Origin of the sequence: Nocardioides albidus (assembly GCF_006335005.1) — a bacterium.
In the GTDB taxonomy this organism is placed as follows: Bacteria; Actinomycetota; Actinomycetes; order Propionibacteriales; family Nocardioidaceae; genus Nocardioides; species Nocardioides albidus.
Genome location: NZ_VDMP01000022.1, coordinates 214,664 through 226,450, shown reverse-complemented (window position 1 = coordinate 226,450; position 11,787 = coordinate 214,664). Strand labels below are relative to the sequence as shown.

Genomic DNA, 11,787 nt, shown 5'->3' with positions numbered 1-11,787 from the left:
TCTATGCATGACACACTGTTGAGTTCTCAAACATCACACGCTTCGAGGTTCCCCGTTGCCGGATCTTCCTCGTGCTGATGCAGTCCGCGACTCTAGATCCTGACCCCGGTCTGTACCAAACCCACAAGGCTTGCTTTTCTGACCGGCGTCCGAACCAGAGGTTCGAGACTGGGTGGTCGCGGGGCCGGAAGCCCTCCGGCTGACCGCCGTCTTGCTTCCCGCCGCACCCGGCGACAGAGAGAACATTACGCATCCCCCGCGAGAAGCACAAATCGAAACGGCGTGACCCGGGCCACAGCCTCTCGACGGGCCCGTCTCAGCGCACCCGCACGCCCGCGAACCGCTTCTTTCCGCGCCGCAGGACCAGCCACGACGAGGCGATGAGGTCGCCCGCGGAGGGCACCTGGTCGGGGTCGTCGACGCGGACGTTGTTGAGGTACGCGCCGCCCTCGGCGACGGTCCGCCGCGCCTCCCCCTTGGACTTCGCGAGCCCGGAGAGGGTCAGCAGGTCGACGATGCTCGGGATCCCGGACGCACCGTCGACGTCGACCGTGCCGGCCTCGCCGAGCGCCGCCTCGAGCGTGGCGCCCGAGAGGGAGGTGACGTCGCCGCCGCCGAAGAGGGCGGCGGCCGCCGCCTTCGCGTTGGCGGTCTCCGCCTCGCCGTGGACGAGGGTCGTGACCTCGTCGGCCAGGACCTTCTGCGCCTCGCGCAGGAACGGCTTCTCCGCATGGCGGGCCTCGAGCTCCTCGATCTGCTCGCGCGGCAGGAAGGTGAAGACCCGGAGCAGCTCTCCGACCTTCTCGTCCTCGACATTGAGCCAGAACTGGTGGAAGGCGTACGGCGGCATCATCTCGGGGTCGAGCCAGAGCGCGCCGCCCTCGGTCTTGCCGTACTTCGTGCCGTCCGCCTTGGTGATCAGGGGCGTGGCGAACGCGTGCGCGGTCGCCCCCTCGGCCCGGCGGATCAGCTCGACACCGCCGGTGAGGTTGCCCCACTGGTCGGAGCCCCCGAACTGGAGGGTGACGCCGCGCTCACGGAAGAGCGTCAGGAAGTCCATCGACTGCAGCAGCACGTACGAGAACTCGGTGTAGCTGATGCCGGACTCGAGGCGCCGGCGTACGGTCTCGCGGGCCAGCATGCGGTTGACCGGGAAGTGCTTGCCGATGTCGCGCAGGAAGTCGATGACCGACAGGCCGGCGGTCCAGTCGTGGTTGTTGACCATGGTCGCGGCGTTCTCGCCCTCGAAGGAGAGGAACGGCTCGATCTGGCCGCGCACACGGGCCGTCCACTCCTGGACGGTGTCGAGGGAGTTGAGGGTGCGCTCCCCCGAGTCGCGGGGGTCGCCGATCATTCCGGTGGCGCCGCCGACGAGGGCGAACGGCGTGTGGCCGGCGCGCTGCAGACGCATGGCCGTGACGATCTGGACCAGGTTGCCCATGTGGAGGCTCGGCGCCGTCGGATCGAAGCCCACGTAGAACCGGACGCTCCCGTCGCTCAGCGCTGTGCGCAGCGCGTCGCGATCGGTGGACTCGGCCAGCAGGCCGCGCCACTCGAGGTCGTCCAGAAGCGTGGTGTCGACGGACACGTCGGTGCTCTCCTTCGGGGTTGCTGAGCGGGACCGGTTCCCGCTCCAAGGGTGCCCCATCCCCACCTCGGCGGCCCACTGGGCTCGGCTCGGTGGACACGGGTACGTTGCGAGGACGATGACCAGCCAACGGGTAGCGGGGCGCTACACCCTCCAACACGAGATCGGGCACGGCGCGCACGGCGCCGTGTGGGCCGCTCACGACGAGATCCTCGGCCGGACGGTCGCGCTCAAGCGCCTCGGGGCCACGGCGGGGCGAGGGGACGACGCCATCCGCGCGGAGCGGGAGGCACGCCTCGCGGCCCAGCTCGGCCATGCCCACGTGGTGGCGGTCTACGACCTGGTGACCGAGGCGAGCGGGGCCTGGCTGGTGATGGAGCGGGTCGAGGGACCCGCCCTGTCGGACGTCGTACGCGACGCTCCGCTGACGCCGGACGAGGCCGCACGCCTGCTGGCGCCGGTGGCCGACGCGCTCGCCCAGGCCCACGCCCTCGGCATCGTGCACCGGGACGTGAAGCCCTCCAACATCCTGGCCGGCCCGGAGGGCGCGAAGCTCACCGACTTCGGCATCGCGCGCGGCTCCGACGACGCGACGCTCACCCGGACGGGTCTGGTCACCGGCTCCCCCGCCTACCTGGCACCCGAGATCGCCACCGGTGGACAGGCGACGCCGGCCAGCGACGTGTGGTCGCTGGGAGCCACCCTGGTGCACCTGCTGACGGGGCGGCCGCCGTACCACCGCGACGACCTCGACAACGGCCCGCTGGCCGTGGTCTACCGGATCGCGCACGAGGACCCGCCGGTCGTGCCCGACGCGGGCTGGCTGGCGCCGCTGCTCGCGCGCACGATGGCCAAGGACCCGAAGGCCCGCCCGACGATGGCGGAGGTGCGCGGCCACCTCGCCAGGACCGTGGTCGCCGCGGAGCAGACGATGGCGATGCCCGCCGTGCGCGCCTCGCGACGCACGACCCGCGTCATCGCAGCGATCGCGGCTGCGGTGGTGCTGCTCGTGCTCGTCACTGCCCTGGTCCTGCGCCCCGACGGCGACGAGGGGACGTCCGGGGCGGGGAAGGACTCCGGCTCCCCCGGCACGACGACGACCGCTCCCACGACGCCCGCCGCCGCTCCGACGGCGGAGGAGATGGAGACCTTCGCGCGCAACTACGTCGCGACCGCCAGCGCCGACCCCTCGCGGGGCTTCGCCATGCTGACGCCCGGATACCAGGCGGCGAGTCCCGAGTACGCCGACTTCTGGGGGCGGGTGCGCAGGCCGCAGATCCTCACCGTGACGGCGGATCCGGCGGCGATGACGGTGACCTACCGCTACAAGTACGTGCTCGCCGGGGCCGGTCGTCGCAGCGAGCTGGTCACGCTCGATCTGGTCGACCAGGGCGGGAGCCTGCTGATCGACAACGCCACATCTCGGTAGCCTGCGAGCCGTGAGCGGGTACGGCGTGCTGTCACCGGACGACGCGGCCCGGCTGCTGCTGCCGGTCGCCGAGTCGCTCGCCGCCTCGCACGCCTCCGGCAGCCGCCACGGAGCCGTCTCGCCGGCCGCCGTCGAGGTCGCCCACGCCGGGCGAGCGATCCTGCTCGACCGCACCCGCGTCTCCCCGGATCCCGTGTTCACCGCTCCCGGAGCGGCCGACGACGCGTGGTCGCTTGCGGGCGTCCTCCTCCACGCCGTCACGGGCGAGCCGCCGGCCCCCCACAGCGGCCCCGTCGTCCCCCGCTCGGCCGGATGGCTGGCGCCCATCATCGAGCTCGGCCTGCGTCCCGATCCGCGCGACCGGCCCTCGGTCGCCGAGATCGCGGACTACCTGCGCGCCCGGGTCGCGCCCGCGCCCGAGCGCCGGCGCCCGTCGACGAGCCTCCTCGTGCTCGCGGGCGCCGCGGTCATCACGGTCCTCGGCGTCGTCGGCGCGGGTCTGCTGTTCGCGGGCGGGGACGGCGAGCGGCCGCGGTCGAGCCCCCGGACCTCCGAGGCGGCGAGCACCGAGCCGGCCGAGGAGCCTCCGACGGCCGTGCCCTCGGACGGACCGGCCCCGCCGACCGCGGCGCAACTGGAGAGGTTCGCCCGCGACTACGTCGCGACCGCGAGCGGCGACCCGGCGGTCGGGTTCACCTGGCTGACCCCGGCCTACCAGCAGCGGAGCCCGCGCTATCGCGAGGTGTGGGCGTCGATCCGCGAGCCCCGCATCCTGTCCGTGACACCGCACCCGGCCACGATGAGGGTGGACTACACCTACCGCTACCGGCTCGCCGGAGTCGGCACGCGGACCGAGGACATCACGCTCTTCCTCGTGCAGAGCGGCCGGCGGTTGCTGATCGCCGACGCCACCGCGCGGTAGTCCCCTCTACGACGCCCGGGCCCCGACGGCCGCCTCGACCCGGTCGCGGGGGCCCGCGACGAAGACGTACTCGACGTTGCGCAGGCGGCCGACCTGACCGACCCGCTCGCCGGACGGGCTGTGGATGCCGATCTGCGCGCCGACGTACCGCTTCCGGTCGAAGGCGAGGATCTCGACGCGCTGGTGGCCGGCGTCGTGCAGCCATCGGGACATCTCGTCGGGGGTCACCCAGGACTCGTCGTTGTAGGAGACGAGGACGACCTCGGCGCGCAGTCGCCCGAGCAGGTCGGCGAGGGCGGTCGGCATGGTGCGCCGGTTGTTGAACACGCTGCGGCGCTCCCGGACGTCGACGCGCTTGCACGCGATGCCGTAGTGCTCGGGGGCGTCCCAGCGGACCAGCGTCTCCCAGATGTGGTAGTTCGCGAAGTAGCGGTGCTGGTTGTAGGGCGGGTCGACGTAGGCGAGATCGACGGGCGCGAGGTCGTCGACGACGGTCATGGCGTCGCCGTGGACCGTGCGTCCGGCGCCGGACAGCAGCGCGGGGCGGCGCAGGTCGAGGTCGGCGTTGGAGCGCGGCGCCCACTGCTTGAGGTAGGCCATCTGCACGCCCGTGGTCGAGTCGACGCGGTCGGCGGCCAGCAACAGGCTGGTCAGCAACAGCGGCCGCAGCGGGCTCCCGACGGGGTGGTCGCGCTCGATGGCGTCGCGGACGGCGTCGATGCGCCTGCCGTTGCGGGGTTGGAAGAAGCGCGCCTGCCGGCAGAAGGTGTCGGTGACATAGCCGTCCACGCCCGGCAGCGCGGCGAGCCGGGCGATCTCGGCGTCGAGCGCCGCGAGGTCAACGGCATCGGCGTCGGTCGCGACGAAGCAGTCGCTGAGCACCGCGGAGTACGACGCGAGGTCGGCCGCCGTCACGTGCAGACCCCGGCGCTTGAGCTCCTGGGCGACGCGCGTCGTACCGGTGAACAGGTCGAGCGCCGTCCTTGCGCCGGCGGCGACGGCGAGCTCCCCCAGCACGGGCACGAGCGTGCGCTTCGAGCCGAGGTACTTGATCACGACGGCAGAGTAGTGCGGCACTGCGCCGGACGGGCGCCGCACGACGCGGTGACGGCTGTGCAAGCGACTGGGCGAGTGCCTGAGCGAGTGACATGCTCGGTCCATGGCCGAGACACCCACCCCGCTGGAGCCGCTGGACGAGACCTGGGAGCGGGCGCTGTGCGTCGTCGCGCATCCCGACGACATGGAGTTCGGCGCCGCCGCGGCCGTCGCGCGGTGGACCGGCCAGGGCAAGAGCGTCGTCTACTGCATGGTCACCAGCGGCGAGGCCGGCATCGACGGCCTCGACCCCGACTCCTGCCGTGGGGTGCGCGAGGCCGAGCAGGTCCGCTCCGCCGAGATCGTCGGGGTCGAGGTCGTCGACTTCCTGCGCCAGCCCGACGGCATCTTGGAGTACGGCGTCGCGCTGCGTGAGGTGATCGCCGCCGAGGTGCGCCGGCACCGGCCGGACATCGTGATCACCGGCAACTTCCGCGACACCTGGGGCGGCCGGAACCTCAACCAGGCAGACCACATCGCGGTGGGCCGCGCGGTGCTGGACGCCGTACGGGACGCCGGCAACCGGTGGGTCTTCGCCGACCAGCTCGGCGGGTCCGAGGGGCTCGAGCCCTGGGGCGGGGTCCGCGAGGTGTGGGCGTTCGGCTCCCCGCAGTCGGGCCACGCCGTCGACACCACCGCCACGTTCGACATCGGCGTCGAGTCGCTCAAGGCGCACGCGGCCTACATCGACGGTCTGGGCTGGGAGAACTGGGATCCTCGGGAGTTCCTCGAGGGGATGTCCCGAGCCGCCGGATCGCGGCTCGGCGTGGCGTTCGCGGCGCCGTTCGAGGTGTTCCCGATGGGCTGGGGCGAGTGAGGCGCCACTAGGGTTGGAGGCCTCGGGGCGGTAGCTCAGTCGGTCAGAGCAGAGGACTCATAATCCTTGGGTCGTGGGTTCGAGCCCCACCCGCCCTACGCAGCGCCGCCCAGTGGCGGTGGGTCGAGCAGCGAAGCCAGGTGAGCCGCGGGCGCCGATCCGAAATCGACCCGCTCGGCTCGCGTCATCGTGGCCACGCACCGACGCCACGACTCGACCCGCGCCACGCGCCCGAGCTGCAGCGCTGCCGGCAGCGCTGCGCGAAGCGCGGCGGGAGTGGCGAGATCGGACCACACCTCGAGGGCGGCGTCGGCGACCCGCCACAGCGTGGGGTGGTCGGCGGGCAGGTCGAGGCACTCCTGCGCCATGGCGAGCGGGACGTAGAGGCCGGCGAGAGGATCGCCGACGACGGCGTCGCCGAAGTCGAAGAACCGCAGGCCGCCGTCGGGGGCGAGGACGACGTTCTCGGCGTGCAGGTCGTTGTGCAGCAGCGTCAGCGGTAGGTCGAGGTCCTCGACCTGGTCGGACCACCGCTCCACCGTCGGGAGCAGCGCCTCCAGCAGGATCGCGACCTCGGACGCGAGGCGGCGGGGGTCGTCGGCGGCGAGGGCGGCGAGGCGGCCGACCGCGTCGGCGACGTACGTCGTCGCGTCGGCGGGAGCCAGGACGGTGAGGTGGAGGTCGTCGACCGCGCCGACCAGGCGCCGCTGCAGGTCGGCGGCGTCGGCGGCGATCCGGGCCCAGGTCGCCGGATCGTCGGCTCCCCCGCGCGCGTGGACGGTCGGGCCGAGGTCCGCGGTGAGCAGCAGATCGCGGTCGGGATCGGCCGCGAGGACCGGCACGACGTGGTCCGGGGCGACCTGCGCGAGCCGCGTGATCAGCCGGGCCTCGTGCGCCTGGCCCGGACAGTTCTGCTTCGCGTACGACGATCGACCGCCCGCCGTGGCCCGCCACACCGCCGACCACGGCCGCAGCGCGACCAACTCGAGCCGATCGGGGATCCCCACCGCGGCGGTCACGAACGAGCACAGCTCGGCGCGGAAGTCCTCCGTCGCCCACAGCGCGCTCGTCCAGGTGCTCGTGCTCACCCCTGCAGCGTCGCCCCGCGAGGGCCGGCGGCGCCACCCGTTTCCGCGATCGGTGCCGTCATCGCACGATCATCGGCGGATCGTGACGCCTCCTCCGGGCGGTCCCATCCGGACCATCTCGCCGTCGAGCCCGCCGAGCCCGGCTCCTGGCCCCCGCTGGTCGGAGTCGCCGGTGGGCAATGCGGCGTCGAGGTCGGCGAGCACGACCCGGTCCCCCACGTGGAGGCCGTCGGCGATCTCGACCTCGGTGGCACCGACCACGCCGGTGGTCACCGGGGTCCGCCGGGCCGTGCCGCTGTCGTCGACGACGGTGACCGTGCCGTCGCTGACCGCCGACGCCGGCACCACCACGACGTCGTCGGCCGAGCCGACCTCGATCACGACGGTGGCGGGCAGGCCGTCGGCGAGTGCGAGGTCGCGGCCGTCGAGCACGATCTCGACGGCGTACGTCGGGTCGCCGCTCGAGCCGTCCTCGGAGGAGTCGTCGGTCGCGGTGTGCTCGATGCGCCCGACGGTGCCGGGGAGGGCGTCGGTCGCGCCCGCGGGGGTGACCTCGGCCGGCGCACCGGTCGTCAACCGCGCGGCCTCGGTCGCGCTGACCTCGACGGTCGCCGTCGTCAGGCCAGGAGCGACGAGGGTGGCGACGGTGTCGCCGGCCGAGACCCGGTCGTCGGCGCCGACCGTGAGGGAGACGACGGTGCCGTCGGCGGGAGCCCGGACGACCGCGCCACGCAGGTCCGCGCGGGCCGACGCGAGCGAGGCGTCGGCCCGGTCGATGGCAGCCTGGTCCTCGGCGAGCGTGGCCGCGGTGACGGTGCGGGTGGAGCCGGTCGGGGCGGACGGGACGCTGCTCGGAGGGGTGGGCGTGGTCGGTGTCGTCGCCGACGCGGCGTCCAGCGCCGCGGCCAGGGTGGTGCCGAGGGTCTCGAGAGCGGTCTGCAGCGTCGTCTGGGCACGGGAGGCGGCGGACTGGGCGCTCTGCACGGCGGCCAGGGCGCTGGCGCAGGCCTCGCTGAGCACGGCGCTGGCGGCGACGTCGCTCGTGGTGGCCTCGGTGGCGGCCTCGGTGGTCGCCTCGGTGGTGGCGTCGTCGCTCGGCTCGGGCTCGGTGGCCACCGGTTCGGCGCAGGCCCGCTGCTGCTCGGCCAGGCGGTCGGCCGCGGCCGCCAGGGCGGTGCTCGCGGCGGACTGGGCGGCGGTGACCGCGTCCTGCTGGGCGCTCAACTGGGCCTGCACCGCGGAGCTCGCACCCTTGCTGCCGGAGCTCTCGTCCGCGGCTCCCCCGCTGCTCTTCCCCGGCGCACTGGTCGCGTCGTCGACGGCGGTCGCCTGGACGTCCCGGTCGGCGGCCAGCCGGGCCCGCGCGTCGGCGAGGTCGGACTTCGCCCGGTCGACGGCTGCCCGCAGCGAGGAGCGGTCGAGGACCGCGACGACCTGTCCCTGCTCGACCTCGTCGCCCTGGTCCACCCGCACCCGGGCGACCGTTCCGCCGGTGCCGAAGGCGAGCTCGGAGCTGCCGGTGGGCGCGATCGTGCCGGAGAGGGTGAGCTCGGCGGCGACGTCGCCGAGGGCGGCGGCAACGGTGCGGTAGTGGACGTCGTCGTCGGCGGTGGCGCCGTACGCCGCCACTCCGGTCCCGGCGAGGGCCAGGGCCGCGAGGGGACGGAGGAGGGCGAGGGGCATGGGGGCTCCTGATTCGTGGTCCGGGTGGTCATTCGCTGCGGAGGGCGTCGATCGGGGTGAGGCGGGCCGCGCGGCCCGCCGGGTAGACCCCGAACCCGACGCCGAGGGCGAGGGAGGTGACGAGGGCGGCGACCGTGGCCAGCGCGGAGACCGCGACCGCCTGGTCGATGAGGTGCGGCAGGACCTGGGCGCCGACGATGCCGACGGCGACGCCGACCAGTCCGCCGGTCAGGCCGAGCAGTGCGGCCTCGACGAGGAACTGGCGGCGGATCACGTTCGGCGCGGCGCCGAGCGCCTTGCGCAGGCCGATCTCGCGGACCCGCTCGGTGACCGAGACCAGCATGATGTTCATGACGCCGATGCCACCCACGAGCAACGAGATCGCGGCGACGCCGCCGAGCAGAACGGTGAACGTCCGGTTGGTCTCGTTGGCCGTCTCCACCAGTGAGTCCTGGGTCGAGATCGAGAAGTCGGCGTCGGCGGTCGTGACGCCGTGCCGGGTGGCGAGCAGGGCCTGCACCTCCTGGTACGCCGCCGAGAGCCGCTCCGCGCTGGCTGCCTCGACGTAGATCGTGGAGACCGTGTCGCCGGTGCTGCCCGTCAGCCGGCTCGCCGTGCCGGCGGGGACCACCGCCAGGTCGTCCTCGGTGCTGCCCGACGACGAGGCGCCGGAGGCGGTGAGGACGCCGACGACGGTGACCCGGGTCCCGTTGACGCTCATCTGCTGACCGACCGGGCTCTGCGGGCCGAACAGCTCGAAGGCCGTGTCGGCGCCGATCACCGCGACGGTCGCGCCCTGCACCGCCTCTGCGGAGGTGAAGAACCGGCCTGCCGAGAGCTCGCGGCTGCGGACGTCGAGCCAGTCGGTCGTCGTACCGACGAGGGAGGTGGTCCAGTTCGTGTCCCCGTTGACGAGCGACACCGAGCTGGTGATGGCCGGTGCGACCCCGGCGGCGTCGGGCACGGCGTCGCGGTCGGCGATGGCCGTCGCGTCGGCGCGGGTCAGCGTGGACGCGGAGCCGAACCCGCCGCGGACGCCGGAGCTGTCGGTGCTGCTCCCCGGGGACACGATGAGGAGGTTGGAGCCGAGGGCGTCGATCCGGTCCCTGACCTCCTGCTGGGCGCCCTGACCGAGGCCGACGGTGAGGATGACCGAGGAGATGCCGATGACGATGCCGAGGACCGTCAGCGACGAGCGCAGGCGGTGCGCCTCGATCGCGGCCAGGCCGGACCGGACGGTCTCCCACCAGCTCATGTCCTCGCTCCCGTGGTCGTCGTCCGGTCGATGGTGATCAGGCCGTCGTCGATGACCAGGTTGCGCCCGGCCCGCGTCGCGACGTCGGGCTCGTGGGTGATCAGCACGATCGTGCGGCCGCTGGCGTGCAGCTCGTCGAACAGCTCGAGCATGTCTCCGGTCGAACGGGAGTCGAGGTTGCCCGTCGGCTCGTCGGCGAGGAGCAGGGCCGGCTCGGTGACCAGCGCACGAGCCACCGCGACTCGCTGCTGCTGGCCGCCGGAGAGCTCGCCGGGCCGGTGGTCGACCCGATCGCCGAGGCCCACCTTGTCGAGCGCCGCGATCGCGCGTTCCCTGCGCTCGGGGCGCGGCAGGCCGGCGTACGCCAGCGGGAGCTCGACGTTGCGCCAGGCGGTCATCGACGGCAGTAGGTGGAACTGCTGGAAGACGAAGCCGATCCGGCGGTTGCGGATCGCGGCCAGAGCGGCCTCGTCGAGACTGGAGGTGTCCTCGCCCTCCAGCACGTAGCGGCCCTCGGTCGGGAGATCGAGGCAGCCGAGGAGGTTCATCAGCGTCGACTTGCCGGATCCGGACGGACCGATCACGGCGACGTACTCCCCCTCGTCGATGCGGATGTCGATCCCGCGCAGCGCCTCGAACTCGAGGCTGCCCGAGCGGTAGGTCTTGCGCACGCCGGTCAGCTCGATGAGGGTGCTCACCGCGGCGCTCCGCCCGGGAAGCCGCCCTGCGGCGGGGTGAAGCCCTCGGGGAAGCCGCCGCCCTGCTCGAACCGGCCACCCGGATCCTGCAGCTGCCGGTCGCCGCCGGACCCGCCGGGCGGGGAGAAGCCGGGGATCTCGACGACGTCGCCCTCGGCGAGCCCGGTGAGGACCTCGGTCACCATGCCGGACGTCTCGCCGGTGGTGACGATGACCCGCTCGGTGGCGCCGGTCGCGGCGTCGGTGACCTTGTCGACGTACGTCGTGTCGCCGTCGGCGTGCAGCGCCCGGCTGTCGACGGTGAGCACGTCGGTGCGCTGGCTGACGACGATCGCCACCTCCGCCGACGTGCCGGCATACAGGTCGTCGCGCCGCCCGGTGACCGCGATGGTGACGGGGAAGACCGCGGCGCCCGACGAGTCGGCCTCGGCGACCAGGCCGACCTCGGAGACGGTTGCGTCGACGGTCTCGGCGATCCCGCTCACGGTCAGCCTCGCCTTGAGACCCTCGGTCACCTGGGCGACGTCGGCGCTGGCAACGGTCGCGTCGACGACGTACGTGCCGGTCGACACGACGGTGATCGTGCCGTCCGTGCCGTCTGCGGAGGTCGAGGGGCTGCTGGAGCCGACGGTGTCGCCGACCTCGATGCCGACGGCGGTCACCGTGCCGGCCGTGGTCGAGCGGAGCACGGCGTCCTCCACGGCGTCCCGAGCCTGCGTGAGGCTCGACTCGGCGGCGAGGACCGCAGCCTCGTCGGCGCTGGTCTGCTCGTCGGAGGCGCCGTCCGCGAGGTGCTCGGAGCGGGCCGCCTTCGCGGCGTCGAGGGCACTGTCCGCGGCGTCGAGCTCGGCTCGGAGGACGTCGTCGTCGATCGCGGCGAGCCGCTGCCCCTTCTTGACCCGGTCGCCGGGCTCGACGTACACGTCCAGGACGGTGCCGCTGACGTCGAAGGCCAGGTCGGCGGTGGTGGCGGCCGCGACCGTGCCGCTGGCGGTGACGGTCCGCTCGAGGGTCCGGGTCGTCACCGTGGCTGTCATCGTCGCCGCGGCGGCGGGCTCGCCGTCGCGGAGGAGCAGCCAGCCGCCGGTCGCGCCGGCCACCACGACGAGGACGACCAGGGAGACGACGAGGCGCCGGGAGCGTCTGATGCGGACGCGGCGCAGGAGCTTGCGTTTCACGGGACCGACCCTGTTCGGTCGGTCTGTGGGATCC

The 11,787-nt window shown here is 73.5% G+C and carries 10 protein-coding genes and 1 tRNA gene; 4 read left to right on the top strand and 7 right to left on the bottom strand.

Annotated elements, in window-relative coordinates:
* Positions 1–316 precede the first annotated feature (316 nt).
* Positions 317–1,588: a tyrosine--tRNA ligase gene (tyrS, locus tag FHP29_RS09775; protein ID WP_139622666.1), complete on the bottom strand. Its 1,272-nt coding sequence runs from the start codon at positions 1,586–1,588 to the stop codon at positions 317–319.
* Between the two features lie 118 nt (positions 1,589–1,706).
* On the opposite strand from tyrS, the gene FHP29_RS09770 reads away from it, so the two are divergent.
* Positions 1,707–3,017 carry a serine/threonine-protein kinase gene (locus tag FHP29_RS09770; RefSeq protein ID WP_139622665.1) on the top strand — a complete coding sequence of 437 codons (1,311 nt, stop codon included), beginning with the start codon at positions 1,707–1,709 and terminating at the stop codon, positions 3,015–3,017.
* A gap of 10 nt (positions 3,018–3,027) precedes the next feature.
* Positions 3,028–3,939, top strand: a complete 912-nt coding sequence (locus FHP29_RS09765) for a protein kinase family protein (RefSeq protein ID WP_139622664.1) — start codon at positions 3,028–3,030, stop codon at positions 3,937–3,939.
* Positions 3,940–3,945: 6 nt separating this feature from the next.
* Here FHP29_RS09765 and FHP29_RS09760 read toward each other — a convergent pair whose 3' ends face one another.
* Positions 3,946–4,995: a DNA adenine methylase gene (locus FHP29_RS09760; RefSeq protein ID WP_139622663.1), complete on the bottom strand. Its 1,050-nt coding sequence runs from the start codon at positions 4,993–4,995 to the stop codon at positions 3,946–3,948.
* A 103-nt stretch (positions 4,996–5,098) separates the two neighbouring features.
* Between FHP29_RS09760 and FHP29_RS09755 the strand changes: the two genes are divergently transcribed.
* Entirely contained in the window at positions 5,099–5,851 is a 753-nt protein-coding gene (locus tag FHP29_RS09755) for a PIG-L deacetylase family protein (RefSeq protein ID WP_139622662.1), read from the top strand.
* Positions 5,852–5,875: 24 nt separating this feature from the next.
* Positions 5,876–5,949 (top strand) — tRNA-Ile (locus FHP29_RS09750).
* Here FHP29_RS09750 and FHP29_RS09745 read toward each other — a convergent pair.
* From FHP29_RS09745 to FHP29_RS09725, 5 genes are all read right to left on the bottom strand, one after another.
* Entirely contained in the window at positions 5,947–6,939 is a 993-nt protein-coding gene (locus FHP29_RS09745) for an aminoglycoside phosphotransferase family protein (RefSeq protein ID WP_139622661.1), read from the bottom strand. The two genes, FHP29_RS09750 and FHP29_RS09745, sit on opposite strands and share 3 nt — an antisense overlap.
* A gap of 69 nt (positions 6,940–7,008) precedes the next feature.
* Entirely contained in the window at positions 7,009–8,622 is a 1,614-nt protein-coding gene (locus FHP29_RS09740; RefSeq protein WP_139622660.1) for an efflux RND transporter periplasmic adaptor subunit, read from the bottom strand.
* A gap of 28 nt (positions 8,623–8,650) precedes the next feature.
* Positions 8,651–9,877 carry an ABC transporter permease gene (locus FHP29_RS09735; protein WP_139622659.1) on the bottom strand — a complete coding sequence of 409 codons (1,227 nt, stop codon included), beginning with the start codon at positions 9,875–9,877 and terminating at the stop codon, positions 8,651–8,653.
* Positions 9,874–10,575 (bottom strand): ABC transporter ATP-binding protein, encoded by a 702-nt coding sequence (locus FHP29_RS09730; protein ID WP_139622658.1) that lies wholly within the window; start codon positions 10,573–10,575, stop codon positions 9,874–9,876. Before FHP29_RS09730 ends, FHP29_RS09735 begins: the two co-directional genes overlap by 4 nt.
* Positions 10,572–11,753, bottom strand: a complete 1,182-nt coding sequence (locus tag FHP29_RS09725; RefSeq protein WP_139622657.1) for an efflux RND transporter periplasmic adaptor subunit — start codon at positions 11,751–11,753, stop codon at positions 10,572–10,574. The genes FHP29_RS09730 and FHP29_RS09725 overlap by 4 nt, the downstream gene beginning before the upstream one ends.
* Positions 11,754–11,787: the final 34 nt, after the last annotated feature.

Excerpts from the sequence above, each read along its gene's own strand:
- FHP29_RS09770 (WP_139622665.1), top strand. The coding sequence starts at position 1,707 with ATGACCAGCCAACGGGTAGCGGGGCGCTACACCCTCCAACACGAGATC.
- FHP29_RS09755 (WP_139622662.1), top strand. The coding sequence starts at position 5,099 with ATGGCCGAGACACCCACCCCGCTGGAGCCGCTGGACGAGACCTGGGAG.
- FHP29_RS09740 (WP_139622660.1), bottom strand. The coding sequence starts at position 8,622 with ATGCCCCTCGCCCTCCTCCGTCCCCTCGCGGCCCTGGCCCTCGCCGGG.
- FHP29_RS09735 (WP_139622659.1), bottom strand. The coding sequence starts at position 9,877 with ATGAGCTGGTGGGAGACCGTCCGGTCCGGCCTGGCCGCGATCGAGGCG.